The sequence below is a fragment of the Paraburkholderia sp. BGA-UO-ETr-F12 genome (assembly GCF_059567945.1).
Genome location: NZ_JCAQOZ010000029.1, coordinates 187294 through 212122, shown reverse-complemented (window position 1 = coordinate 212122; position 24829 = coordinate 187294). Strand labels below are relative to the sequence as shown.

Here is a 24829-nt window from a genome sequence, read left to right as displayed (position 1 = left end):
TCAGGCGCTATAACAAAGATGCACAAGATGCAAAGATACGGCGCGGCGCTGTCAGGCATGCCGCGCCGGTTGCGCTTAGACGCCCTGTTTCAGGCTCGCGCTGATGAACGGGTCGAGGTCGCCGTCGAGCACGCTCTTGGTATTGCTGATTTCGACGTTGGTGCGCAGATCCTTGATACGGCTGTTGTCCAGCACGTACGAGCGGATCTGATGACCCCAGCCCACATCGGTCTTGCCGGCTTCGAGCTTGTCCTGCTCTTCCTGACGCTTGCGGATTTCCGCTTCGTACAGGCGCGATTTCAGCATGGCCATGGCTTCGGCGCGGTTACGGTGCTGCGAACGGTCGTTCTGGCACTGCACGACGATGCCCGACGGAATGTGCGTAATCCGCACGGCCGAATCGGTCTTGTTGATGTGCTGACCGCCCGCGCCGGACGCGCGGTAGGTGTCGATACGCAGATCGGCCGGGTTGATGTCGACTTCGATCGAATCGTCGATTTCCGGGTACACGAACACCGACGAGAACGACGTATGGCGGCCGCCCGACGAATCGAACGGCGACTTGCGCACGAGGCGGTGCACGCCGGTTTCGGTACGCAGAAAGCCGTACGCGTATTCGCCTTCGATCTTGATCGTGGCGTTCTTGATGCCCGCGACGTCGCCGTCGGTCTGTTCCAGCACTTCGGTCTTGAAGCCCTTGCGCTCGCAGTAGCGCAGGTACTGGCGCAGCAGCATGGACGCCCAGTCGCACGCCTCGGTGCCGCCGGCGCCGGCCTGGATGTCCAGGAAGGCGTTGTTCGGATCGGCTGGATTCGCGAACATACGGCGGAATTCCATGTCCGCCACGCGTTGTTCGATGCCTTGCGCGTCTGCTTCGCAGGCGATGAGGGTTTCCTCGTCGCCTTCTTCGCGGGCCATGTCGAACAGATCCTGCGCGTCGCGCAGGTCGTTATCGAGCGACGTGAGTTTGCCGACGGTGTCGTCGAGCAGCTTCTTTTCCCGGCCGAGGGCCTGGGCGTGCTTCGAGTCGTTCCAGACGTCCGGGTCTTCGAGTTCCCGGTTGACTTCGATTAGACGCAGTGCTTTGTCGTCGTAGTCAAAGATACCCCCGTAGCGAGTCCGCGCGCGTGCGCAGGTCCGCCAGTGAGGCTTCGATCGCGTTGAGACGTTCCGCTTCCATGTCGATCTTTTATAGCTTCGTAAAAAGGAGAAATTATAGCCGATCGGCGCCCCGCGCCGGAGGCTTGTGAGCGATCCGGCGCGGGTTTGGGATTGATTTTGCGGTGATTTTTGGCGCTTGTCGCGCGCTTCGCGATCCGCGGGCCGTTTCAGCTCGCCGCGTGCTCGACGATCAATTGCACCCGCGACACGCCATTCCACGTGTCGCTCGCCAGACGGTAGGCGACGGTGGTCCGCGCGGGCAGCGTGTCGGTGTGATTGAACCAGATCGCGTTGAACCGCTGACGGCCGCGCACCAGCTGCAGCTTCAGATGTTTGTCTTTGACCAGCGCCTGCGATGCGATGTCGAATTCGCCGGAAAATACCGGCGCCGGGAAGCCCTGGCCCCACACGGCGGCATCGAGCATTTCGACGAATTGCGGCGTGAAGTAGGCGTCTTCGAGTTCGCCGTCGGTTTCGACCGTGCGCGACAACGCCTCTTCGGAGAGCCATTCGCGGCCCACCGCCTCGAACGCGGCGGTGAAGCGCGGCACGTCGGCTGCGGCGATCGTCAGGCCCGCGGCCATCGCGTGGCCGCCGAATTTGACGATCAGGCCCGGCTCGCGCTTCGAGATCAGATCGAGCGCGTCACGCAGGTGGAAGCCCGGGATCGAACGGCCCGAGCCTTTGACGAGCTGGCCGCTGTCGTCGGCGAGCGCGAAGGTGAACGACGGCCGGTGGAATTTCTCCTTCAGCCGTCCGGCGACGATACCGATCACACCTTGATGCCAGCTCGTGTTGAACAGCGTGATGGTGCTCGCGCCCTCCGGATCGATTGCCGACAGGTCTTCGAGCGCCTGCTGCTGCATGCCGGCTTCGATTTCGCGGCGCTCGCGGTTCATCGTGTCGAGTTGTTGCGCGAGATCCCATGCACGGCCGATGTCGTCGGTGGTCAGGCACTCGATGCCGAGCGACATATCCGACAGGCGGCCGGCCGCATTCAGGCGCGGGCCGAGCGCGAAACCGAGATCGAAACCCGATGCGCTGCGAGCGTCGCGCGCGGCAGCGCGGAACAGGGCGGCAATGCCCGGTTGCATCTTGCCTTTGCGAATCCGCTGCAGACCCTGGGCGACCAGCACGCGGTTATTGCCGTCGAGCTTGACCACGTCGGCGACCGTGCCGAGCGCGACCAGATCGAGCAGGCCGTCCAGACGCGGTTCGGGGAAATCGTCGTTGAAAGCGCCGCGGCGGCGCAATTCCGCGCGCAACGCCAGCAGCACATAAAACATCACGCCGACCCCGGCGATGCACTTGCTCGGAAACGTGCAGCCCGGCTGGTTCGGATTGACGATGGCGCGGGCAGCCGGCAGTTCGTCGCCGGGGAGGTGATGGTCGGTGACCAGCACGTCGATGCCGAGCGCATTGGCCGCTTCCACGCCGTCGACGCTGGCGATGCCGTTATCGACGGTAATCAGCAGTTCCGGCTTGCCCGACGCGCTGCGGGCGGCCAGCGCCACGATCTCGGGCGTGAGGCCATAGCCATACTCGAAGCGGTTCGGCACCAGATACTCGATCCGGCCGCCGAACATGCGCAGGCCGCGCACCGCGACCGCGCAGGCGGTAGCGCCGTCGCAGTCGTAGTCGGCGACGACCAGCATGCGGCGCTGGTTCTGGATCGCATCGGCGAGCAGCACCGCCGCGTCTTCGCAGCCCTTGAGCGCCGCAGGCGGCACGAGCCGCGCGAGGCCGGTTTCGATTTCGTCGGGCATGCACACGCCGCGCGCGGCATACAGGCGCGCGAGCACCGGATGCAGGCCGTGGCGGGTGAGGATTTCGGCGTCGACAGGTGACGCGGCGCGCGTAACGATTCGAGTCATTCGGAAAGGCCGTGGGTCATTCGATGTTTCATTCGGTGTGTCATTCGATAAACAGCGAGGCGAACACGCGCCGCCGCCAGAATTTGCGCAGGTCGCCGCGTGTCACCGTGAGCGTCACCGAGCCGGTGTCACCGCATAGCGTCATGCCGAGTTCATCGAGCCGGCCCGCTTGCAGCGCGGCCAACGCCGGTTCGAACCAGTCGGTTTGCAACGCGGCGAAGGCGTCGTTCCAGCGTGCCCAGTCCTGCTCGATGTAGGGTGCGGAGAACGGATCGAGTTCGACCAGCGTAGTGCCGTTGGCATGGGCATTCGTGCCGTCAGACGCGCCGGCTTGCGTGCCGCCCGCAGCGCCACGCGCTGTCAGTGCGGCGAAGGACGCCGGCGGTGCGCCGGTCTCGACGCCTGCGGTCATGGCGAGACCGCGCGTGGCTGCCGCGTCGGACAACACCCGTGCGAACGGGCTCGTCACTGCCTGCGCCGTTCCCTGGGCGTGAAACCAGATCGAGTTGACGGCCGGCAGGCCACGCGCCTCGCGCGCTTCGTTGACCGGATGCTCGAACCACGCCATTTGCACTTCGTTCTGCAATTTCATCCAGGCGCGCGAGCGCTCGCCGGAATGCGCTTCGTGCGGCAGCCAGATTTCGATGTTGCGACCGCTCGCGCGCAACGGCGACGCCCCCGCCAGCGTGCCGAAACCGTCTCCCGACAAGTACCAGCGCGCGGGCCTGGGCGCTTCGATCCGCACGCCGAGTTCTTCGATCAAGGGCCGCGCGACCGCCAGCAGGACGCTGGCTTCCTCGTCGGACAGCTCGAGCGAGGCCGGATCGATCAGCACCAGATGGTCATGCGCGATGCGCACGTGCACCGGTTGCACGCAGGCCCACGTGGCGCTGCCCGGGTCGCCGCCGTCGGCACGCAGCATATACGGCGCGAGCGGTGCTTCATCGGCGGCCGCCGCGCCGCCCGGCAGTGCGCCGAACTGGCGCGCCACCCAGCGCTCATGCGGCAGCGTGCGCTGAAAATCTTCGCCGATCACCCGTTCGACCAGCGTCGCGCGCGCGATCAGCCGGTCGAGGGCCGGACTTCGGATGTCGTGTAGAGCGGTGGAGGCGTCCGCTGCGGCGGGCAGCGCGAAGGGCAGGAGAAGATGAAGACGGTTGGCGTGCATGATGCTGCGCATTGTAGGGCAAAGAGTGCGAGTATTCAGACCATATCGGCGGATTCGGGCAGCGCGCCCGGATCCCGCCGATGGCAGCAGCCGAGCGCGGCGGCACCGCGCCCATGACGCCGGAGACCGACATGTCGCGTGAACTGAAAACCGAGCAGGAGTTGCTGGAACTGGTCGTGAAAGCGCTCGACGCCAATCCGGCCACGGCCGGCTGGATTCCAACCGGGTTCCACGAGACCGTGGACGACGAAGACGGCTGCAACTGGGATATCACCCATCTGCATCGCGACCGCAAGGACGCGGAACTGCGCGACATGGCGGCCAGCCAGGCGGCCGGGATCATCAATGGGCTGAGGAGCCGCTACAACCTGCGTTAGGGGCGGGGCCGCGCGCCTCGCGCACCGGGTCATTGCGCGAATGCGCGGCATTGTATGGCAAACTTCGCGCTTGATTGACGGCGGTAGCAGCAGCGACGGGGCGCCGGCTTCGGCGGCGCGGGGGTTTGCGAGGGGCGCGCCGGACGGCACCGGAACGTTTTACCGGAACCATCCGGGTTGCCGCGACACCAATAGATCACGACGCTCAGGCCGCATGACAGGCGCGACGGTGGCAGGTTGGCGCCGTCGTGTGCAGCAGAAGGCCGGAAGCAGACGAAGAACGCAGAAAAGGATTCGCTTGAAATTTCCCTACGAATGGCAGATTGGCTGGCGCTACACCCGCGCCGGCAAACGCACGACCGGTAACGGCTTCATTTCCTTCATCGCACTCGTGTCGATGTCGGGCATCGCGCTCGGCGTCGCGGCGCTGATCGTCGTGTTGTCCGTGATGAACGGTTTCCAGAAAGAGGTGCGCGACCGGATGCTGTCGGTGCTGGCGCACGTCGAGATCTTTTCGCCGACCGGTTCGATGCCCAACTGGCAACTGACCGCCCAGGAAGCGCGCCAGAACAAGGAAGTGATCGGCGCGGCGCCGTACGTCGACGCGCAGGCGCTGCTCACGCGCCAGGACGCCGTGAGCGGCGTGGCACTGCGCGGCGTCGAACCGTCGCTGGAACCTGAAGTGTCCGATATCGGCAAGGAAATGAAGGGCGGCAAGCTGACCGACCTCGTGCCGGGCGACTTCGGTATCGTGCTGGGGGCGGACCTCGCCGCCAATCTCGGCGTGACGGTCAACGACAAGATCACGCTGGTCGCGCCCGAAGGCACCATCACGCCCGCCGGCATGCTGCCGCGGCTGAAACAGTTCACGGTGGTGGGCATCTTCGAGTCCGGGCACTACGAATACGACAGCACGCTCGCACTGATCAACATCAAGGACGCCGAGGCGCTGTTCCGGCTATCCGCGCCGACCGGCGTGCGACTGCGCGTCACCGACATGCAGCGGGCGCCCGAGGTCGCGCATCAGTTGGCGCGCACCTTGTCGGGCGATCTGTATATCCGCGACTGGACCCAGCAGAACAAGACGTGGTTCTCGGCGGTGCAGATCGAAAAACGCATGATGTTCATCATCCTCACGCTGATCATCGCGGTGGCGGCGTTCAATCTGGTGTCGTCGCTGGTAATGACGGTGACCAACAAACAGGCTGACATCGCGATTCTGCGCACGCTCGGTGCGCAGCCCGGCTCGATCATGAAGATTTTCGTCGTGCAGGGCGTGACGATCGGCTTTATCGGCACGGCGACCGGCGTGGCGCTCGGCTGCCTGATTGCGTGGAGCATTCCGTGGCTCGTGCCGATGATCGAGCATCTGCTCGGTGTGCAGTTCCTGCCGCCGTCGGTGTATTTCATCAGCGAACTGCCGTCCGAACTGATTCCCGCCGACGTGGCGCGGATCGGCATCATTGCGTTCCTGATGTCGGCGCTGGCGACCCTTTATCCGAGCTGGCGTGGTGCGAAAGTCCGTCCTGCGGAGGCACTGCGCTATGAATGACCGTTCCACTAGCGTATCCATGGTTTCTGACGACAACACGCTGCATCCCTATGTGCTGGAAGCAACCGGCATTTCGAAGTCGTTCGTGCAGGGCGGTCTCAATGTGCAGGTGCTCAACAACGCGCAATTGAGCGTGCGGCGCGGTGAAAAGCTGGCGATCGTCGGCGCGTCGGGTTCCGGCAAGAGCACGCTGCTGCATGTGCTCGGCGGGCTCGACGATCCGAGCGCGGGTCATGTCTCGGTGATGGGCAAGCCGTTTACGAAACTCTCCGAGCGCGAACGTAACGACCTGCGCAATCGCGCGCTCGGTTTCGTGTACCAGTTTCACCATCTGTTGCCGGAATTCACCGCGCTCGACAATGTCGCGATGCCGCTGCGGATTCGCCGCATGACCACCGAAGCCGCGCGGCGCGAGGCGCTCGCGGTGCTGGAACGGGTCGGCATGGGGCATCGCGCGAAGCATCGTCCGGGTGAGCTGTCGGGCGGCGAGCGTCAGCGCGTGGCCATTGCCCGGGCGCTGGTGACCAAGCCTGCTTGCGTGCTCGCCGACGAACCCACGGGCAATCTGGACGGCGGCACGGCCGACACCGTGTTCAACCTGATGCTCGAACTTTCGCAAACACTCGACACCAGCTTCGTGATCGTCACGCACGATCCGGAGCTGGCCGGACGTTGCGACCGGATCATGCGGCTGCGCGACGGCGTCTTGCACGAAGAGCCACCCGTGCCGGTTTAAGCGCCGCGCACAACGCGAGCGAGGCTCTGCCGCTAACGAGGAGCGCGCCATGTGGATCGATACGCACTGCCATCTCGACGCTTCCGAATTCAACGCCGACCGCGAGGCGGTCGCCGATGCGGCGCGTCAGGCCGGTGTCGGGCGTATCGTGATTCCGGCGATCGGCCGCGAGAACTTCACGGCAGTGCGTGAGCTCGCGCACCGCATCGACGGCGGCGCGTATGCGCTCGGCATTCATCCGCTCTTCACGCCGGGCGCGCAGGAGAGCGATCTCGAACTGCTGCGCATGGAAATCGAGGCGAGTCTCGACGATCCACGGTTTGTCGGCATAGGCGAAATCGGCCTCGACTATTTCGTCGAGGGTCTCGACGATGCGCGCCAGCAGTTCTTCTACAACGGTCAACTTCAACTGGCGCGCGAATTCGATCTGCCGGTGATTTGCCACGTGCGCAAATCGCAGGATCAGGTGATCAAAGGGCTGCGGCGGCATCAGATTCATCGCGGCATCGCGCACGCCTTCAACGGTAGTTTTCAGCAGGCCGAGGCGTATATAGACCAGGGCATGCATCTCGGTTTTGGCGGCAATCTGACCTTCGAGCGGGCGCGGCAAATCCGGCGCCTCGCGGAGCAATTGCCGTTCGAGGCACTGGTCGTCGAGACCGACGCGCCGGACATCGCCCCTTCGTGGATCTACAAACAGCGCAACTCGCCGGATCAGATTCCGGCTATCGGCGCGGGACTCGCGCAACTGCGCGGCATGAGCGCCGACGAAGCCGCCCTAGGCACAACGGCTAACGCGCTCGCCGCGCTGCCGCGGCTGGCACTTTCCTCTGCATAATTGAACGCGATGGTCTGAGTGGTTCGCGTCGGGCGGAACACATGCCCGGCGGGTTCGCTGACGTCTGCTCACTGAGCGTCGCGTCGTCCGGCGAAGGCTGAACGGAGGGCGCGGAGGTCGGATGCGGGCATGGTGGTGCGGGTTTGCGTTGGGGGTGATTGGGCTGCAGCGGCAGGCGGCATTGCCGGATTGGCGTGGGTGGTGTGCGCTGCTTTCCCTTGGGTGCGTTGCGATTCTGGTCGCGGTGTGGGGCTTGCGCTGGCCGGTTTCAGTAGCCGCCGATGCGCATGCGGCTGCCGCTGCCGCGAAATCATCCATTGGCCGTGCCTTGTCCGGCACGCGCGCGCGTTCTTGCGCCGGCTGGGGCGCGCTGTGGATCGCGGCTCTTTGTGTGGGTTTCGGCTATACCGCCTGGCGTGCGGAAGTCCGGCTCGCGGTGAGCTTGCCGAACGCCTGGGAAGGGCGCGACATTGAGGTTGTCGGCAGTATCAAGGGACTGCCGTCACGCGACGATAAGGGTGCGCGCTTCCTTTTTGAAGTCGAGTCCGCGGGTGCGCCGATCGTCGCTTTTCCGCGCGTGATTCAACTCTCGTGGATTGCCGCTGATGCGCCTGCGCCGCCGCTCGAACCGGGCACGCGCTGGCGTCTGACGGTGCGGCTCAAACGCCCGCATGGCAATGCGAACTTCGGCGTGCGCGATGTGGAAGCCAGTTTGCTGGCGCGCAATGTGCGCGCCACCGGCTATGTGAGCGCGCCGGCTCAAGCTGTGCGCCTGCCTGGCATTTCGCGTGGCATAAGCGTGACGGTCGATCGCTGGCGCGCCGCGCTGCGGGCGCGCATTGACAGCGTGCTCGCCGACGCGGCGCATCGTGGGATCGTGGTGGCGCTCGCCATCGGCGCGCAGGACGAAGTCAGCGCGGCCGACTGGCTATTGATGCGCGGCACGGGCACCAGTCATCTGGTGGCGATTTCGGGTTTGCACATCGGCTTTGCCGCCGGCCTCGCGGCGTGGCTCGCCGGGGCGGTGTGGCGGCGCTCGGGATTCGTCGGCCGCAACTGGCCGCTGCTGCTGCCGGCGCAGGTCGTCGCGGTGATGGGTGGCGCGTTGTTCGCCGGGCTGCATGCGGCGTTGGCGGGTTTCAACGTGCCGGCCCAGCGCGCGCTGTGGATGGCGGGGGTGGTGGCGCTGGCGTTTATCAGCGGGCGCAACCTCGCGCGATCGGTGGTGCTGGCGTGGGCATTGGGCCTCGTGCTGCTGATCGATCCGTGGGCCGTGGTGGCGGCGGGATTCTGGCTGTCGTTCTGCGCGGTGGCGGCGATTCTGTTCGCGATGTCGGGACGGCCGCGGGTGCAGGACCACGAGCAGCGCCGCGACGAAAAGGGTGAAGGCAGCGTGACGCCAACGAGATTTGCGCGCCTGTGGTCTGTCGTATGCCGCCGCGCCCGGGCTTTCGGCGAACGGGCGCGCGGTGCCGCGCATGTGCAGTTCGCGGTGACCGTCGCGCTTGCACCGCTCACCGTCTATTGGTTCGCCCAGATTCCGTTGATCGGCCCGCTCGCGAATGCCTTCGCGATTCCGTGGGTGAGTCTGCTGGTGACGCCGGCCGTATTGGCAGGCGTCGTGTTGCCCGCGCCGTTCGACGCCTACGCTTTTCGCGCCGCGCACAGCTTGCTCGACCTGCTGGCGACAGGCCTGCAAATGCTGTCCGGTCCGGCGTGGACGCTCTGGCGGCTGCCCCAGCCGGACCCGTGGACGCTCACCGCGGCGGCGCTTGGCGTTTGCTGGTGTCTGGCGCCGCGTGGCTGGCCGCTGCGCTGGGCCGCACCGATCACGTGGCTGCCGCTGCTGATGCCGGCGCCGGCCGGGCCGCCGCACGGCAGCTTTCGCCTGACGGCGCTGGATATCGGTCAAGGCACCTCGGTGCTGGTCGAAACCGCGCATCACACGCTGTTATTCGACGCCGGACCGGGACCGGAATCGACGCATGCGGGTGAACGGGTAGTCGTGCCGTTTTTGCAGGCACACGGCGTCACGGCGCTCGATACGCTGCTAATCAGCCATGCCGATTCCGACCATTCGGGCGGCGCGCCGGCGGTACTGGAGGCGATCGAGGTACGTCAAATGATGGCGGCATTGGCGCCCGCTAATCCGTTGTGGTCGAACGCGAGGGAGCGCGGCGCGGCTACGTTGCCCTGTGCTGCTGGCCAGCGTTGGCAATGGGACGGCGTGGAGTTCGCGATACTGTGGCCGGATGCCGGACCGCTGCAAGGCAAGCCGAATGCCCATTGCTGCGTGTTGCGGGTGAGTACGGCGCCGGCCCGCACGAATCTGCCGACCGCGGCGAGCCCGCCGGCCGCTAATGTTCAAACCGTGGCGCCGCGTATGGCCGCCTTGCTGGCGGCTGATATCGAAGCGCCGGTCGAACGCGTGCTGCTCGCCCGCGATCGCGATGCGTTGCGCGCCCAGGTGCTGGTCGTGCCGCATCACGGGAGCAAGACCTCGTCGACTGAGCCGTTCCTCGACTCTATCGATCCGCTCATCGCACTATTTCAGGTAGGCTATCGCAACCGGTTTCATCATCCGAATGCAGGTGTGTTCGAGCGTTACAAGGCTCGGCATATCGAGCTTGCACGCAGCGATGCGGACGGTGCGGTGCGGGTTGACGTCAATCCGAACATCAACCCCGACATCGACCCGACCATCGAACCAGGCGCCGGGCCGAAGGCCAGCGAGGGACTTGATTCCGCAGTCGCCGAAGGAGTCGATCCGGGCCTTGGCGCCGCCACCCTGACGCTCGAGCGCTATCGCGACACGCAACACCGCTACTGGATGGATCGCTGATGGATTGCCGGCCGCACGAAGAGAATAAATGCGCCGCCGGGCCGGAGTCTGAACCAAGAGTCAGGCGCGGGGCCCAGGCGCCGAAACAGAACGGAGAGTGCCGCAGTTGAAAAACATCATCCACTTCTCGCATGCGAACGGGTTCCCGGCGTCGACTTACCGAACGATCTTCGCCGAGCTCGCCGACGACTACGAACTGCGCTCGATCGAGCGCATCGGTCACGACGCGCGTTATCCGGTCACGCAGGACTGGCCGCATCTGGTCGAGCAGTTGCTCGACGACGTGGGCCGGTCTTACGAGCAGCCGGTGTGGCTGGTCGGCCATTCGCTGGGCGGCTATCTGTCGCTGATGGCGGCGCTGAAAAAGCCGCAGTGGGTGAGAGGCGTGATCATGCTCGATTCGCCCGTGATCGCCGGTTGGCGCAGCAGCATGCTGCGAGTGTCGCAATGGACGGGACTCGACGAACGCCTGTCGCCCGCGGCGGCCACCCGCACGCGCCGTACGCAGTGGGCAAGCCGCGAGGAGGCGTGGCGGCACTTTCATTCGAAACCGGCGTTCGCGCGTTGGGACGAGCGCATGCTGTCGGACTACATCGACTTCGGCATTCCGCAGAGCTCGCCCGACGGCGGGCGCTCGCTCGCATTCGACCGGCGCACCGAATATCAGATCTACAAGACCTTGCCGCATACGCTTGGGCCCCGCCTCGCGCGTGGCGCACCGGTGCCGGTTGGGTTCATCGCCGGCACGCGGTCAAAGGAAGTGCGCCAGGCGGGGCTGGACGCCACCCGCCGCGCAACCGGCGGGCATGTGGAATGGATCGAAGGCAGCCATTTGTATCCAATGGAAAAACCGCTCGAAACCGCACGTGCGGTGCAGCGGATGTTGCGCGAACTGGAGCGGCGCGCTTAAGGCCGTGACGGGCGCCGCGCGCGAGGCGGCGTCGGCGTTCACCGGCGTGGCGGCCTGACCATAAGAGGCGTGACGGCAGACGCTAGCGCGGTGCGACCCACTAACGCGCTTCACCGGCGCCGCGAAAACGGTGCATGATCGATGGACGGCGATTGCCATCGCCGCGGCATACTTTCGTGCGGATGTCGCCAGGAATTCGCTGGGTTGAGACCCTGCTTTACGGTATAATCCGTTTTTCCCGCGAGCATCCAGCGATGACCAAATATGTTTTCGTCACCGGCGGCGTAGTATCTTCCCTCGGCAAGGGTATTGCCGCCGCTTCCCTCGCCGCGATCCTCGAATCGCGCGGTCTTAAAGTCACCCTCCTCAAGCTCGATCCCTACATCAATGTCGACCCCGGCACGATGAGCCCGTTTCAACACGGCGAAGTGTTCGTGACGGAAGACGGAGCGGAGACTGACCTCGATCTTGGCCACTATGAGCGCTTCATCAGCACGAAGATGCGCAAGGCCAATAACTTCACCACAGGCCAGATTTACGAATCGGTGATCCGCAAGGAACGCCGTGGCGATTATCTCGGCAAGACGGTGCAGGTCATTCCGCACATCACCAACGAAATCCAGGCGTTCATCGAACGCGGCGCGGCTTCCGCTACGTGCGGTGAGCCGGACGTCGCCATCGTCGAAGTGGGCGGCACCGTGGGCGACATCGAATCGCTGCCGTTCCTCGAGGCCGCGCGTCAGATGAGTCTTCGCATGGGCCGCAACAGCGCGTGCTTCGTGCACCTCACGCTGGTGCCCTGGGTCGCGACCGCGGGCGAGCTGAAAACCAAGCCGACCCAGCACAGCGTGCAGAAACTGCGTGAAATCGGTATCTCGCCGCACGTGCTGCTGTGCCGCGCCGACCGCCGCATTCCGGACGACGAGCGCGCGAAGATCTCGATGTTCTCTAACGTGCCGGAAGACGCGGTGATTTCCGTGTGGGACGCCGACAGCATCTACAAGATTCCGCAGATGCTGCACGACCAGGGTCTTGACGCGATCATCTGCGAAGAGCTCAAGCTCACGCCGAAGCCCGCCGATCTGTCGATGTGGGCGAATCTCGTCGAAAAACTCGAGCATCCGAAGCACGAAGTCACGATCGGCATGGTCGGCAAGTATGTCGATCTGACCGAGTCGTACAAGTCGCTGATCGAAGCGCTGCGCCATGCGTCGATGCATACGTCGACCAAGGTCAACATCGAGTACATCGATTCGGAAGAGATCGAGACGCAAGGCGTCGAGAGCCTCAAGCATCTGGATGCCGTGCTCGTGCCGGGTGGCTTCGGTCGCCGCGGCACTGAAGGCAAGATTGCCGCGATCCGCTATGCACGCGAAGCGAAGGTGCCGTATCTCGGCATCTGCCTCGGCATGCAGCTGGCCGTGATCGAATTCGCCCGCGACGTGGTCGGCCTGAAAGACGCGAACAGCACCGAGTTCGATCCGGAAACCGAGAACCGCGTGGTTGCGCTGATCACCGAGTGGTACGACCGTGAAGGCCGGGTCGAGAAGCGTACCGAAGAATCGGATCTGGGCGGCACGATGCGCCTGGGTTCACAACGTTGCCCGATCAAGCCCGGCACGATGGCCGAAGAGATCTACGGCAAGGATGTGAACGAACGCCATCGTCACCGTTATGAGGTCAATAACCGTTTCGTGCCCCAGCTCGAAGCCGGTGGCCTTATCATCAGCGCCCGTACCCCGAGTGAAGATCTGCCGGAAATGATGGAATTGCCGCGCAGCATGCACCCGTGGTTTGTCGGCGTGCAGTTCCACCCGGAATTCACGTCCACGCCGCGCGACGGCCATCCGTTGTTCAAGTCGTTTGTCGAAGCGGCGCTCGCGCACCAGCAGCCGCGCACGACGGCGGAAGTCGGGGAGAAAGCATGAAGCTGGGCGATTTCGAAATCGGGCTCGACAAGCCGTTTTTCCTGATCGCAGGCACCTGTGTTGTCGAATCGGAGCAGATGACGATCGATACGGCAGGCCAGCTGAAAGAAATCTGCGCGAAACTGAACATTCCGTTCATCTACAAATCGTCATACGACAAAGCCAACCGCAGCAGCGGCAAGTCGTTTCGCGGTCTGGGCATGGACGAAGGTTTGCGCATTCTGTCGGAAGTGAAGCGTCAGCTTGGTCTGCCGGTGCTGACGGATGTGCACGCGGAGCATGAGATCGAGCAGGTTGCGTCGGTGGTCGACGTTCTGCAAACGCCTGCTTTCCTGTGCCGTCAAACTGACTTCATTCAGGCTTGTGCGCGTTCGGGCAAACCGGTCAACATCAAGAAAGGCCAGTTTCTCGCACCGCACGACATGACGAATGTGATCGACAAGGCGCGCGATGCGGCGCGTGAAGCGGGGCTTTCGGAAGACCGCTTCATGGCGTGCGAGCGCGGCGTGTCGTTCGGTTATAACAACCTGGTTTCGGACATGCGATCGCTTGCGATCATGCGCGAAACCAAGGCGCCGGTCGTGTTCGACGCTACCCACTCGGTGCAGTTGCCGGGCGGGCAGGGCACGAGTTCGGGCGGCCAGCGCGAATTCGTGCCGGTGCTGGCGCGTGCCGCGGTAGCCGTCGGCGTGTCGGGTCTCTTCATGGAAACCCATCCGAAGCCTTCGGAAGCCAAGTCGGACGGCCCGAACGCGGTACCGTTGCATCGCATGGCCGAGCTGCTCGAAACGCTTGTTACGCTCGATCGGGCGGTCAAGCGCGCGCCGTTCCTCGAAAGCGATTTCAACTGATTCAGGCATTCACCGCGTGTCACGATGGGCTTGCATAATCGGTGCGCGGCGAATGCACGCAATGGTCGTCGAAAGCATCAGGGCGCCAGTAGTTTGCCGGGGAGACCGGCGGTGTCCGGTGCAGTTTCACAGTAAAGAATTCAACGTCATTTCTTGAGGAAACCATGAGTGCTATCGTAGATATCATCGGTCGAGAGATTCTCGATTCGCGAGGCAACCCCACCGTCGAATGCGACGTGCTGCTCGAATCGGGCACGATGGGCCGCGCTGCGGTGCCGTCGGGCGCGTCGACGGGTTCGCGTGAAGCGATCGAGCTGCGCGACGGCGAAGCCGGCCGTTACGGCGGCAAGGGCGTGCTGAAGGCCGTCGAGCACATCAACACCGAAATCTCCGAAGCGATCATGGGCCTCGACGCTTCCGAGCAGGCTTTCCTCGACAAGACCCTGCTGGAACTCGACGGCACCGACAACAAGTCGCGCCTCGGTGCGAACGCGATGCTGGCTGTTTCGATGGCCGTCGCGAAGGCTGCGGCTGAAGAAGCCGGCCTGCCGCTGTATCGCTACTTCGGCGGTTCGGGCGCGATGCAACTGCCGGTGCCGATGATGAACATCGTCAACGGTGGCGCGCACGCGAACAACAGCCTGGACATCCAGGAATTCATGATCGTGCCGGTCAGCCAGCCGACCTTCCGCGAAGCACTGCGCTGCGGCGCCGAAGTGTTCCACGCGCTGAAGAAGATCCTGTCGGACCGCGGCATGAGCACGGCGGTGGGCGACGAAGGCGGCTTCGCACCGAACTTCGGCAGCAACGACGAATGCCTGTCGACCATTCTGCAAGCCATTGAAAAGGCCGGCTACCGCGCGGGCGAAGACGTGCTGCTCGCGCTCGACTGCGCGGCCAGCGAGTTCTATCACGACGGCAAGTACCAGTTGGCGGGCGAAGGCCTGCAACTGTCGTCCACGGAATTCGCCGACTACCTGGCGAACCTGGCCGACAAGTTCCCAATCGTCTCGATCGAAGACGGCATGCACGAAAGCGACTGGGCAGGCTGGAAGACACTGACCGACAAGCTCGGCAAGAAGGTGCAACTGGTGGGCGACGACTTGTTCGTCACCAACACGCGCATCCTGAAGGAAGGCATTGAGAAGGGCATCGCCAACTCGATCCTGATCAAGATCAACCAGATCGGTACGCTGACGGAAACCTTCGCGGCGATCGAAATGGCGAAGCGCGCCGGCTACACGGCTGTGATCTCGCACCGCTCGGGCGAAACCGAAGATTCGACGATTGCGGACATCGCAGTCGGCCTGAACGCCGGTCAGATCAAGACGGGTTCGCTGTCGCGCTCGGATCGTATCTCGAAATACAACCAGTTGCTGCGCATCGAGGAAGACCTCGGCGATATCGCTAGCTATCCGGGCAAGTCGGCGTTCTACAATCTGCGCTAATGGTCCTGCTGCTAGCGCCGACCAATGAGCCGGTTATCCTTCGTTTCTGATTGACCCCGCCGCCCTGCGTATAGCGCAGGGCGGCGTGTATTTATTGTGCTTACTTCATGCGGCTTGTCACTGCTGTCCTGATCGTTCTACTGGCGCTGATCCAGTACCCGCTCTGGTGGGGGCACGGCGGTTGGTTGCGCGTGCATGAGTTGCAGCAGCAACTGGCGCAGCAACTGCAGAAGAACGCCGATTCGAAGCTGCGCAACGAGCGCATTCAGGGCGAAGTGCAGGATCTGCAGAACGGCACGGCCGCGGTGGAAGAGCGGGCGCGCTACGAAATGGGCATGGTGAAAGACGGCGAGGTATTCGTGCAGTTCGTTTCGCCGAACGCCCCTTTGCCAAATACCAATACTTCTTCAGCGACCACCTCTACGCGTGGTGAGGTGTCGGCGGCGCCGCTGCATGTGGTGCCCAATCCGGAGTCGCGCGCGAAACCGGATCGAAAGCATGCCGGTAAGGCCGCGGTCAAAGATAAGAAGGCCACGCACTGAGCGTGGCGCCAGGCCTTATCGCTCGCGGCGCTCCTGTTCGGGGGTATCCGCTTCGGCTTACCAGCCCCAGTACGGCGAATAACCAAATCCGACGCCCGTACCCCAGCCGTGCCCCCAACCGCCGCCGTAATAACCGCCGTACACGTTGACGGGCGGCGAGTAGTAACGCGCATACGCCTGAGCCGCGTTGTCGGCGGCAATCGCCTGATTCTGCTCGGCCATCACCTGACGGTCGATCGCGTCGTAGCGCTCACGTTCTTCGGGCGTGAGCGGCTGCGCGGTGCTGGCCATGCCCGACTGGTCGGCCGGCAACCGGCTATAAATCGGCGACGGTCCCGGCGGGTCCATCACGCAGCCCGTCAGCGCGGCGCCGCCGGCAATGGCTGCCAGCACGGCGAATGTGCGCATGCAGTGCTTTAGCGATGTATTGATGTTCATTTTGATCTCCATCGGTCGGATGCCTAAGCAAAACATGCGCAACGCGCACCGCCGACGATCCAACGCAACGCTCAACGATAACGCGCCGCCGGCGCCTCGAAAAGGCACCTGGCGACGTGTCATTTTACTGCGGTAATCAGGGGCGTAATAAGCCGCCGCCGGGCCGTTTCAGTGCCGCTGGCTGGCGGCCGGCGTCACACCTTGTGAGAGCGCGTCGGCGACAAAAAGTTGCGCCACGTCGACCGGGTCGAACTCATAGCGCTGGTTGCAGAATTCGCAATGAATCTCGACGTGGCCACGCTCTTCGATTACGCCGTCCACTTCTTCGCGGCCCAGCATTTTCAGCATGGCGCCGACTTTCTCGCGCGAACAGCTGCACTCGAAGCGCGCCGTGGCCGGCTCGAAATGCTGGACGTTTTCCTGCCAGAACAGGCGGCGGAAAATCGTAGCCGGCTCTTCTTTCAGCAGTTCGTCTTGCGACATCGTGCCGCCGAGCGTGCAAACGCGCTCCCACGTATCCGCATCCAGCTCGCCCGGATGCGGGACGATGCCGCCGTCGCCGGGCAGCTTCTGCAACAGCATGCCGACCGCGCGTTCGGTGTTCGCCGCGAGCCACAGGCGCGTGTCGAGCTGCTCGGAGTGATGCATGTAGTGTTCGAGCACTTCGGACATCGACTTGAGCGGGCCGTCCACGCCCGACAGCGGCACGATACTTTGATACGGCTGCTGGCCGGGCTGCTTCTCGCGCGGGTCGAGCGTGATCACACAGCGGCCGTGGCCGCTCGCGTTGACGAGATCGATCATGGAAGTGGTGTCGTCGATCGTACTGCCCGCTTCGCCGGAGAGCTTGGCGGTGGCGCGCATCGACAGGTCGGAGCTGCATTGCACCACCAGCATCTTCGCCGGCCCGTCGCCGAAAATCTGCATGACGAGCGTGCCGTCAAACTTGAGGTTCGCCGAAAGCAGCGCGCACGCAGCCATCATCTCGCCCAGAATCGTCCGCACGGGCGCCGGATAGTCCCGGCGCGTCAGCACTTCCTGCCACGTATTGCGCAGCGAAACGATCTCGCCGCGCACCGGCGCCGCGCTGAACATGAATTTTTGCAACTGGTCGCTCACAACTTTTCCTCGGTCGAATGACGCAGCCTGATGCTGCGCCGTGCGCGCCGCGCGCTCCGGCTGGTTAGCCGATGCGCACGAGCTGCGCCTTGAAATATTCGCGGCGCTCGGCATAGCTTGCCGTGCCGCGCTGCATATTGGCGATATCCGTCTCGGTCAGTTCGCGCACCACTTTGGCGGGCGCGCCGAGAATCAGCGAATTGTCGGGAAACACCTTGCCTTCCGTGACGATGGCGCCCGCTCCAACCAGACAGTTGCGGCCGATTACCGCACCATTCAAGACCACCGCCTGAATTCCGATCAGCGAGCCTTCCTTGATCGTGCAGCCGTGCAACATGACCTGGTGGCCGATCGTTACATTCGGCTCGATCGTCAGCGGGAAGCCCGGATCGGTATGGAGCACCGCGTTTTCCTGGACGTTGCTGCCCGCGCCAACGGTAATCGGTTCGTTGTCGCCGCGAATCGTCGCGCCGAACCAGACGCTCGAATTTTCTTCAAGCGTTACCTTGCCGATGATGTTCGCCGAATCGGCGACGAACACGCTTTCATGGATGGTCGGGGCTGCTTCGCCAAGCTTGTAAATTGTCACGGTGTCTCCTCTTGATCGGTCGCCAGGTGCTGCACGGGTTGGCTCGGGGCGAACGGGCCACGAACGGGCTGCCTCGGGGCTGCAAAACTGGGCTGCAAAACGCTCGAGAATGCCCGAAAGGTCGCGATGGAGCGGGTTGCCCTGCCGGACCTGCGCAACAGGCACGCGAGATGGTCGAATCGAGTATTGTAAACGGTTGTGTGCTTAGGCCGCTTGGCGGTGCTGCAAGCGGTCCTGCGCCCAGCTTTGGCGAACGCCGTGCCGCCTGGTTTTGCCTTTCGCCGCGCCTTTTGCCGTGCTCTTTGCCAACCTGTCGCCATGAATTCCGCTATTCCGTCTCGTTCGCCCGCTGCGCCAGTATCGAATCCTGAAAGTACTTTGAATCTTGCGAATTGCGCGCGTACGGCGGCACTGGCGACATTGCGCGAAATCGATCCGGCAACCAAGGCGGACGCGGCCCGTGCGCTATACGCCGCAGTGCTCGAGGGCCGCCTCGCCTGTCCCGCCGACCTCGAACTCGCCGAGCCGCCGGACTTGCCCGGTCGTCCCGCGCGCCCCGAACTGGTCGACCCGCGCAAGCTGAAGCGCCGCAGCATGCAATCGCCCGAAGGACGGGCCGTCCTGCTGCACGCGCTGGCGCATATCGAATTCAATGCCATCAACCTCGCGCTCGACGCCGTCTGGCGCTTTGCCGGCATGCCCGCCGCGTTCTATACAGACTGGCTCAAGGTTGCCGCGGAAGAGGCTCATCATTTCTCGCTGCTGGTCGCGCGGCTGGCGGAATTCGGCCATGCCTACGGTGATTTTCCCGCCCACGACGGCCTCTGGGATATGTGCGAGCGCACCCGTGCCGACGTGCTGGCGCGCATGGCGCTGGTGCCGCGCACCCTCGAGGCGCGTGGCCTCGATGCCTCGCCGCCCATCCGCGCCCGTCTGCAACAGGCGGGCGATCACGCGTCGGCGGCGATTCTCGACGTGATCCTGCGCGACGAAATTGGCCACGTGCTGATCGGCAACCGCTGGTTTCGGCATCTGTGCGACGAGAGCGGTGTCGATCCGCATACCACCTACACGCGCCTCGCCGAGCAGTATCACGCACCGAAATTACGCGGTCCGTTCAATTTCGAGGCACGCCGCGACGCCGGTTTCGATGAGACGGAACTGGCTGCGCTGGTCGCTCTGGCGGGCCTCGATTCGGAACCCTCCGTCCCGCCGGCCGCGCCGGACTGAAGCCTTTTTCCACACTCAGCTCCCGCGCATCGTCGGGCTATCTCGTTATAATCGAACGATCATTCTTTTTTCGGGCGCGCCGTTCATGAATACCTCCAGGTCTGAATTCGTCGCCGTGCGCGGCATCCGTCTGCACGTGCGGCGCTGGGGCAACCCCGACGCGCCGATGCTGTTCATGCTGCACGGCTGGATGGACGTGGCGGCGTCGTTCCAGTTCGTCGTCGACGCATTGGGCGGCGACTGGCAGGTGATCGCGCCCGATATGCGCGGCTTCGGCCTGTCGGACTGGCCGGTCGCCGAGCGCGGCGGCGGCAACTACTGGATTCAGGACTACCTGGCCGATCTCGACGCGCTGCTCGACCACTATGCACCGACCGGCGAAGTGAATCTGGTCGGCCACAGCATGGGCGCGAACATCGTCTGCCTGTATGCCGGCGTGCGGCCGGAACGGGTGCGGCGCGTGGTCGATCTGGAGGGCTTCGGTCTGGCGCCGTCGCACTCGGCGCAGGCGCCCAAACGTCTGCGCAACTGGCTCGACGAATTGCGCGATCCGCCGCAACTGAAGCGCTACGCGTCGCTGGACGAGGTCGCCGGGCGCCTGATCAAGACCAATCCGCGCCTCCCTTTGCCGCGTGCGCAGTTCCTCGCGCAGCATTGGTCCAGGCCGGACGGAGAAGGGCGCTTCATGCTGCTCGCCGATCCGGCGCACAAACTGCGCGGACCGACGCTGTACCGGCTCGACGAAGTGATGGCGGTGTGGCGCAAGGTCGCCGCCAAGGTGCTGCACGTCGAGGCCGCGAATTCGCCCACGCTTGCCCAGATCGCCGGCGAGATTCCACTCGATGAATTCAAGGCGCGTTTCCAGGCGTTTCCGAACTGGCGCGAAAAGATCATCGACGAAGCCGGACACATGGTGCATCACGATCAGCCGGAGCAGGTGGCCGCATTGATCGAGGGTTTTTGCGCCTGAAGCTTGCAAAAAAGTTTCGGTGCGAGATCCGCTTTCGCGAGATAGCGCTGCGGTCACTTACTGCGTTGCAGTAAAATGAGCACAGAACCTTCTCAAGACAAAGATGAACGCCGACCTCCACTGTCACTCCACCGTTTCCGATGGCCAGTTCGCCCCGGCCGATGTCGCGCGCCGCGCGCACGCGGGCGGCGTGACGCTGTGGGCGCTGACCGATCACGACGAACTGGGCGGCCAGCACGAAGCGCGCAGCGCCGCGGAGGCGCTCGGCATGGCTTACGTGAGTGGCGTGGAAATCTCGGTGACATGGGCTTCGCGCACGGTGCACATTGTCGGGCTCGGCATCGATCCAACCAGTTCGATCCTGATCGACGGCCTCGCGCGCACCCGCAACGGCCGCGCGGCGCGCGCCGAAGCAATCGGCGAACAACTGGCCACGCTCGGCATTCCCGATGCCTATCAGGGCGCGCTCAAATACGTATCGAATCCGGACATGATTTCGCGCACGCACTTCGCGCGTTTCATGGTCGAAAGCGGCTACGCCAGCTCGACGCAGGACGTGTTCAATCGCTATCTCGGCGACGGCAAGCCCGGCTATGTGTCCCATCGGTGGGCGAAACTGGCGGATGCGGTCGGCTGGATTCAGGCGGCCGGCGGCGAGGCGATCGTCGCGCACCCGGGTCGCTACGCCTACTCGCCGCTGGAGTTCGACGCGTTTTTCGCTGAATTCATCGACCTGGGCGGTAAAGCCATCGAAGTGGTGACGGGCAGTCACACGCCGGATCAGTACCGCGAATATGCGGATGTCGCGCGCCGTTATGGCTTCGAAGCCTCGCGCGGTTCCGACTTCCATGCACCCGGTGAAGGCCGCATCGAGCTCGGCACGCTGCCGCAACTGCCTTCCGATCTCAAGCCTGTTTGGGAACGCTGGTTGTGATCGCGCGCCGCGCCACGGCGGCACGATACGCGCGAAAGCCCTTGTTCGACGGGCTTGCGTTCACCCGATTTTCCTTCCGTAGTCACCGTTAGCCAAAATGTCCCAATACTTTCGGCTTCATCCGGATAACCCGCAGCCGCGCCTCGTCAAGCAGGCCGTGCAGATCATCAACGATGGCGGCGTCGTCGCATTGCCGACCGATTCGAGCTACGCGCTCGCCTGTCATCTCGACGACAAGGACGCGGTCGAGCGTTTGCGGCGGATTCGCGGGCTCGACGAGAAGGCGCTGCTGTCGCTGCTGGTGCGCGATCTGTCGGAGCTGGCGAACTTCGCGATGGTCGATAACCGTCGGTATCGTTTGATCAAATCGGTCACGCCGGGCCCCTATGTGTTCGTCTTGCAGGCCACCAAGGAGGTGCCACGGCGCCTGTCGCATCCGTCGCGCAAGACGATCGGCCTGCGGGTGCCTGAGCACGCCATCACACTGGCGATTCTCGAAGAGCTGGGGCAGCCGTTGATCGGTTCCACGCTGATCATGCCGGGCGAAACGCAGCCGCTGAACGATCCGGAAGAGATTCGCGAGCGGCTCGAGAAACAGCTGGATCTCGTGATCGACGGCGGCCCGTGCGTGTGCGAGCCATCTACCGTGATCGATCTGAGCGGCGCCGAGCCAGTGCTGGTGCGGGCGGGGCGCGGTTCGCTCGCGCCGTTCGGTCTCGAAGAGACGGCATGAGCGAAAGCGGACAGACGCACGCAGTCGCGTTGTTACAATAGCGAGTTATGGATTCTTCCCTGATACAGACCATTGCGGTTTACGCGTTGCCGGTGATTTTCGCGATCACGCTGCATGAAGCCGCGCATGGCTACGTCGCGCGCTGGCTCGGCGACAATACCGCGTACGTGCTCGGCCGCGTCTCCCTCAATCCGATGCGCCATATCGATCCACTCGGCACGATCGCGATTCCCTTGCTGCTGTACTTCGCCACCAGCGGCGCGTTCATGTTCGGTTACGCGAAGCCCGTGCCGGTCGCCTTCGGCAATCTGCGCAATCCGCGTTGGGGCAGTCTGTGGGTCGCGGCCGCCGGGCCGGCCTGCAATTTCGTGCAGGCGCTGGTGTGGGGCCTCGTCGGCGTCGCGCTTGCTGTAATGGGCGTCGACGAACCTTTCTTCACACGTATGGCGGCCGCCGGCGTCGGCGTGAACCTTGTGCTTGGCGTACTCAATCTGTTCCCGTTGCCCCCGCTCGACGGCGGCCGCGTGCTGATGGCGCTGTTGCCGCCGCGGCAGTCGATCACGCTGTCGCGCCTCGAGCCGTACGGTTTTTTCATCGTCATGGCGCTGGTCATGACGGGCACGCTCACGCGTTATTGGCTCAGCCCGCTCGTCACGCTCGGCTATGGTGCGATCACCGCAATTCTGACTCCACTTGTTTCGCTTTTCTAAATAACCATGTTCCCAGACCGTATCTTCTCCGGCATGCGGCCCACCGGGTCGCTGCACCTCGGCCACTATCACGGCGTGCTGAAAAACTGGGTGCGGCTGCAGTCCGAATACCCGTGTTTCTTTTGTGTGGTCGATTGGCACGCGCTGACGACGCACTACGAAACGCCCGAAGTGATCGAAAAGAACGTCTGGGACGTGCTGATCGACTGGCTCGCCTCCGGCATCGATCCGGCGCAGGCCACGCTCTTCATCCAGAGCAAGGTGCCCGAGCATGCGGAGCTGGCATTGCTGCTCGGCATGAGCACGCCGCTCGGCTGGCTCGAACGTGTGCCGACTTACAAGGAGCAGCAGGAGAAGCTGAAGGACAAGGATCTGTCCACCTACGGCTTCCTCGGCTATCCGGTGCTGATGGCGGCGGATATTCTGCTGTATCGCGGCTCGCTCGTGCCGGTCGGCGAAGATCAGGTGCCGCACGTCGAAATGACGCGCGAAATTGCGCGCCGTTTCAACTACCTGTACGGCCGCGAGCCGGGCTTCGAAGAGAAGGCCAATGAAGCCGCGAAGAAGCTGGGCGGCAAGCGCGCCAAGCTTTATCACGAACTGCGCAACGCCTATCAGCAGGAAGGCGACGACGAAGCGCTCGAACAGGCGCGAGCCATGCTGCAGGAATCGCAGAGCCTGTCGATGAGCGATCGCGAACGTCTGTTCGGCTATCTCGAAGGCTCGCGCAAGATCATTCTGGTCGAGCCGCAAGCCATGCTGACCGAGGCGTCGCGTATGCCGGGTCTGGACGGGCAGAAGATGTCGAAGTCGTACGGCAACACGATCGGCCTGCGCGAAGACGCGGAAACGATCGCCAAGAAAGTGCGCACCATGCCGACCGATCCGGCTCGCGTGCGCCGCACCGATCCGGGCGATCCGGACAAGTGCCCGGTGTGGCAGTTGCACCAGGTCTACACGGATGAAGCCACGCACGAGTGGGTGCAGAAGGGTTGCCGGACGGCTGGGATTGGTTGCCTCGAGTGCAAGCAGCCGGTGATCGAAGGCATTCTGCGCGAACAGCAGCCGATGCTGGAGCGTGCGCAGAAGTACATGGACGATCCGTCGCTGTTGCGCGCGATCGTCGCCGACGGCTGCGACAAGGCTCGCAAGTACGCGTCGGAAACGATGCGCGACGTGCGCGAGGCAATGGGCCTCTCGTACAACTGACACCACTTCGTCGCGCTGACATGATGAGCACGCCCGCGACCATGCCGGACGGTTTTTCGCACGGAAACGGCGAACCGTCGCGCTGGGTGCGTCATTGGGCGCATCTGGTCGCGCCGGGCGGCGCGGTGCTCGACGTGGCGTCGGGAGCAGGGCGGCATGCGCGCTTCTTTGCCGCGCTGGGCCATCCGGTGACCGCGCTCGACCGGGACGCGGCCGCCCTGGACCTGATGCGCGATGAAGCGCTTGTCACCACCCTCGTTGCCGACCTGGAAGGTGCCGCGTGGCCGTTGCCCGCCGACGCGAAGTTTGCCGCGATCGTGGTCACGAACTACTTGCACCGGCCGCTCTTTCCGCAGCTATTGCGTTCGCTCGCGCCCGGCGGCGTGCTGGTTTACGAGACCTTTGCGCAAGGCAACGAAAGCGTCGGCAAACCGTCTAATCCGGCGTTTTTGCTCGCGCCCGGCGAGTTGCTCGACGCGGTGCGAGGCCATCTCCGGGTGGTCGCATTTGAAGACGGATTTCTCGCGCAGCCGCGTCCGGCTTACGTCCAGCGGATATGCGCAATCATGGAGGCGGATCGTTCAGCCGGCCGCGCAGAGGCGGTGCCCCCGCCTTGTTACGAGCTGGCTGGCTAATCCGCTACAATCGCGGTTTACCTGATCAAATTCAT

Annotated in this window: 23 protein-coding genes; 17 read left to right on the top strand and 6 right to left on the bottom strand. The window is 64.0% G+C overall.

Going from position 1 to position 24829, the window contains the following annotated elements; translation table 11 throughout:
- Nucleotides 1-75 precede the first annotated feature (75 nt).
- The 3 genes from prfB to AC57B6_RS13620 all read right to left on the bottom strand — a co-directional run bounded on the left by prfB (nucleotide 76) and on the right by AC57B6_RS13620 (nucleotide 4215).
- Nucleotides 76-1180, bottom strand: a protein-coding gene (gene prfB / locus AC57B6_RS13630; protein ID WP_096335780.1) for a peptide chain release factor 2 whose coding sequence is annotated in 2 segments (ribosomal slippage) — nucleotides 76-1098 and nucleotides 1100-1180 — 1104 coding nt in all. Because the reading frame shifts where the segments join, the coding sequence is not laid out codon by codon here.
- 148 nt (nucleotides 1181-1328) lie between these two features.
- Nucleotides 1329-3035, bottom strand: a complete 1707-nt coding sequence (recJ, locus tag AC57B6_RS13625; protein ID WP_496421522.1) for a single-stranded-DNA-specific exonuclease RecJ — start codon at nucleotides 3033-3035, stop codon at nucleotides 1329-1331.
- Between the two features lie 40 nt (nucleotides 3036-3075).
- Nucleotides 3076-4215, bottom strand: coding sequence for a regulator (locus AC57B6_RS13620; protein WP_496421521.1), 1140 nt, complete (start codon nucleotides 4213-4215; stop codon nucleotides 3076-3078).
- A 68-nt stretch (nucleotides 4216-4283) separates the two neighbouring features.
- On the opposite strand from AC57B6_RS13620, the gene AC57B6_RS13615 reads away from it, so the two are divergent.
- The 10 genes from AC57B6_RS13615 to ftsB all read left to right on the top strand — a co-directional run bounded on the left by AC57B6_RS13615 (nucleotide 4284) and on the right by ftsB (nucleotide 16227).
- Nucleotides 4284-4580, top strand: coding sequence for a hypothetical protein (locus AC57B6_RS13615; RefSeq protein WP_030101775.1), 297 nt, complete (start codon nucleotides 4284-4286; stop codon nucleotides 4578-4580).
- 298 nt (nucleotides 4581-4878) lie between these two features.
- Nucleotides 4879-6132, top strand: coding sequence for a lipoprotein-releasing ABC transporter permease subunit (locus tag AC57B6_RS13610; RefSeq protein ID WP_030101776.1), 1254 nt, complete (start codon nucleotides 4879-4881; stop codon nucleotides 6130-6132).
- Nucleotides 6125-6868, top strand: a complete 744-nt coding sequence (lolD, locus tag AC57B6_RS13605) for a lipoprotein-releasing ABC transporter ATP-binding protein LolD (RefSeq protein ID WP_106351386.1) — start codon at nucleotides 6125-6127, stop codon at nucleotides 6866-6868. The genes AC57B6_RS13610 and lolD overlap by 8 nt, the downstream gene beginning before the upstream one ends.
- 49 nt (nucleotides 6869-6917) lie before the next feature.
- Complete coding sequence (locus AC57B6_RS13600; RefSeq protein WP_028199507.1) at nucleotides 6918-7706, top strand: TatD family hydrolase; 789 nt, start codon at nucleotides 6918-6920, stop codon at nucleotides 7704-7706.
- Between the two features lie 121 nt (nucleotides 7707-7827).
- Complete coding sequence (locus AC57B6_RS13595; protein WP_496421520.1) at nucleotides 7828-10548, top strand: DNA internalization-related competence protein ComEC/Rec2; 2721 nt, start codon at nucleotides 7828-7830, stop codon at nucleotides 10546-10548.
- Nucleotides 10549-10654: 106 nt separating this feature from the next.
- On the top strand, nucleotides 10655-11458 hold the full coding sequence (locus AC57B6_RS13590) for an alpha/beta fold hydrolase (RefSeq protein WP_106351635.1): 804 nt from the start codon (nucleotides 10655-10657) through the stop codon (nucleotides 11456-11458).
- 254 nt (nucleotides 11459-11712) lie between these two features.
- Nucleotides 11713-13386: a CTP synthase gene (pyrG, locus tag AC57B6_RS13585; protein ID WP_030101781.1), complete on the top strand. Its 1674-nt coding sequence runs from the start codon at nucleotides 11713-11715 to the stop codon at nucleotides 13384-13386.
- Nucleotides 13383-14237, top strand: a complete 855-nt coding sequence (gene kdsA / locus AC57B6_RS13580; RefSeq protein ID WP_028199511.1) for a 3-deoxy-8-phosphooctulonate synthase — start codon at nucleotides 13383-13385, stop codon at nucleotides 14235-14237. The genes pyrG and kdsA overlap by 4 nt, the downstream gene beginning before the upstream one ends.
- A 164-nt stretch (nucleotides 14238-14401) precedes the next feature.
- Nucleotides 14402-15685 (top strand): phosphopyruvate hydratase, encoded by a 1284-nt coding sequence (gene eno / locus AC57B6_RS13575; protein WP_042322785.1) that lies wholly within the window; start codon nucleotides 14402-14404, stop codon nucleotides 15683-15685.
- A 107-nt stretch (nucleotides 15686-15792) separates the two neighbouring features.
- Nucleotides 15793-16227 carry a cell division protein FtsB gene (ftsB, locus tag AC57B6_RS13570; RefSeq protein ID WP_030101783.1) on the top strand — a complete coding sequence of 145 codons (435 nt, stop codon included), beginning with the start codon at nucleotides 15793-15795 and terminating at the stop codon, nucleotides 16225-16227.
- Nucleotides 16228-16284: 57 nt separating this feature from the next.
- On the opposite strand, the gene AC57B6_RS13565 is transcribed toward ftsB, so the two are convergent.
- The 3 genes from AC57B6_RS13565 to AC57B6_RS13555 all read right to left on the bottom strand — a co-directional run bounded on the left by AC57B6_RS13565 (nucleotide 16285) and on the right by AC57B6_RS13555 (nucleotide 18373).
- The gene (locus AC57B6_RS13565; RefSeq protein ID WP_491564027.1) at nucleotides 16285-16665 is read right to left on the bottom strand and encodes a hypothetical protein; all 381 of its coding nucleotides are present in this window, start codon (nucleotides 16663-16665) and stop codon (nucleotides 16285-16287) included.
- Between the two features lie 168 nt (nucleotides 16666-16833).
- The gene (gene hslO, locus AC57B6_RS13560) at nucleotides 16834-17784 is read right to left on the bottom strand and encodes an Hsp33 family molecular chaperone HslO (protein WP_028199515.1); all 951 of its coding nucleotides are present in this window, start codon (nucleotides 17782-17784) and stop codon (nucleotides 16834-16836) included.
- A gap of 64 nt (nucleotides 17785-17848) precedes the next feature.
- Nucleotides 17849-18373 (bottom strand): gamma carbonic anhydrase family protein, encoded by a 525-nt coding sequence (locus AC57B6_RS13555; RefSeq protein WP_028199516.1) that lies wholly within the window; start codon nucleotides 18371-18373, stop codon nucleotides 17849-17851.
- A gap of 318 nt (nucleotides 18374-18691) precedes the next feature.
- Here AC57B6_RS13555 and AC57B6_RS13550 point away from each other — a divergent pair, with 318 nt between their 5' ends.
- The 7 genes from AC57B6_RS13550 (at nucleotide 18692) to AC57B6_RS13520 (ending at nucleotide 24794) form a co-directional block, all read left to right on the top strand.
- Nucleotides 18692-19603: a ferritin-like domain-containing protein gene (locus AC57B6_RS13550; RefSeq protein WP_496421519.1), complete on the top strand. Its 912-nt coding sequence runs from the start codon at nucleotides 18692-18694 to the stop codon at nucleotides 19601-19603.
- Nucleotides 19604-19688: 85 nt separating this feature from the next.
- Entirely contained in the window at nucleotides 19689-20573 is an 885-nt protein-coding gene (locus AC57B6_RS13545) for an alpha/beta fold hydrolase (RefSeq protein ID WP_028199518.1), read from the top strand.
- 103 nt (nucleotides 20574-20676) lie between these two features.
- On the top strand, nucleotides 20677-21507 hold the full coding sequence (locus tag AC57B6_RS13540) for a 3',5'-nucleoside bisphosphate phosphatase (protein ID WP_028199519.1): 831 nt from the start codon (nucleotides 20677-20679) through the stop codon (nucleotides 21505-21507).
- Between the two features lie 97 nt (nucleotides 21508-21604).
- Complete coding sequence (locus tag AC57B6_RS13535) at nucleotides 21605-22240, top strand: L-threonylcarbamoyladenylate synthase (protein ID WP_496421518.1); 636 nt, start codon at nucleotides 21605-21607, stop codon at nucleotides 22238-22240.
- Between the two features lie 47 nt (nucleotides 22241-22287).
- Entirely contained in the window at nucleotides 22288-22950 is a 663-nt protein-coding gene (locus tag AC57B6_RS13530; RefSeq protein ID WP_028199521.1) for a site-2 protease family protein, read from the top strand.
- A 6-nt stretch (nucleotides 22951-22956) separates the two neighbouring features.
- A complete protein-coding gene (locus tag AC57B6_RS13525) occupies nucleotides 22957-24159 on the top strand; it encodes a tryptophan--tRNA ligase (protein ID WP_028199522.1) in 1203 nt (400 codons plus the stop codon).
- Nucleotides 24160-24182: 23 nt separating this feature from the next.
- Nucleotides 24183-24794: a class I SAM-dependent methyltransferase gene (locus tag AC57B6_RS13520; RefSeq protein WP_046570240.1), complete on the top strand. Its 612-nt coding sequence runs from the start codon at nucleotides 24183-24185 to the stop codon at nucleotides 24792-24794.
- Nucleotides 24795-24829 lie beyond the last annotated feature (35 nt).

Bases quoted from the DNA above. Each gene is read 5' to 3' on its own strand.
- recJ (WP_496421522.1), bottom strand. From the start codon at position 3,035: ATGACTCGAATCGTTACGCGCGCCGCGTCACCTGTCGACGCCGAAATC.
- AC57B6_RS13620 (WP_496421521.1), bottom strand. From the start codon at position 4,215: ATGCGCAGCATCATGCACGCCAACCGTCTTCATCTTCTCCTGCCCTTC.
- AC57B6_RS13615 (WP_030101775.1), top strand. From the start codon at position 4,284: ATGGCAGCAGCCGAGCGCGGCGGCACCGCGCCCATGACGCCGGAGACC.
- lolD (WP_106351386.1), top strand. From the start codon at position 6,125: ATGAATGACCGTTCCACTAGCGTATCCATGGTTTCTGACGACAACACG.
- AC57B6_RS13600 (WP_028199507.1), top strand. From the start codon at position 6,918: ATGTGGATCGATACGCACTGCCATCTCGACGCTTCCGAATTCAACGCC.
- AC57B6_RS13595 (WP_496421520.1), top strand. From the start codon at position 7,828: ATGCGGGCATGGTGGTGCGGGTTTGCGTTGGGGGTGATTGGGCTGCAG.
- pyrG (WP_030101781.1), top strand. From the start codon at position 11,713: ATGACCAAATATGTTTTCGTCACCGGCGGCGTAGTATCTTCCCTCGGC.
- kdsA (WP_028199511.1), top strand. From the start codon at position 13,383: ATGAAGCTGGGCGATTTCGAAATCGGGCTCGACAAGCCGTTTTTCCTG.
- eno (WP_042322785.1), top strand. From the start codon at position 14,402: ATGAGTGCTATCGTAGATATCATCGGTCGAGAGATTCTCGATTCGCGA.
- ftsB (WP_030101783.1), top strand. From the start codon at position 15,793: ATGCGGCTTGTCACTGCTGTCCTGATCGTTCTACTGGCGCTGATCCAG.
- AC57B6_RS13565 (WP_491564027.1), bottom strand. From the start codon at position 16,665: ATGAACATCAATACATCGCTAAAGCACTGCATGCGCACATTCGCCGTG.
- AC57B6_RS13550 (WP_496421519.1), top strand. From the start codon at position 18,692: ATGAATTCCGCTATTCCGTCTCGTTCGCCCGCTGCGCCAGTATCGAAT.
- AC57B6_RS13545 (WP_028199518.1), top strand. From the start codon at position 19,689: ATGAATACCTCCAGGTCTGAATTCGTCGCCGTGCGCGGCATCCGTCTG.
- AC57B6_RS13540 (WP_028199519.1), top strand. From the start codon at position 20,677: ATGAACGCCGACCTCCACTGTCACTCCACCGTTTCCGATGGCCAGTTC.
- AC57B6_RS13535 (WP_496421518.1), top strand. From the start codon at position 21,605: ATGTCCCAATACTTTCGGCTTCATCCGGATAACCCGCAGCCGCGCCTC.
- AC57B6_RS13530 (WP_028199521.1), top strand. From the start codon at position 22,288: ATGGATTCTTCCCTGATACAGACCATTGCGGTTTACGCGTTGCCGGTG.
- AC57B6_RS13525 (WP_028199522.1), top strand. From the start codon at position 22,957: ATGTTCCCAGACCGTATCTTCTCCGGCATGCGGCCCACCGGGTCGCTG.
- AC57B6_RS13520 (WP_046570240.1), top strand. From the start codon at position 24,183: ATGAGCACGCCCGCGACCATGCCGGACGGTTTTTCGCACGGAAACGGC.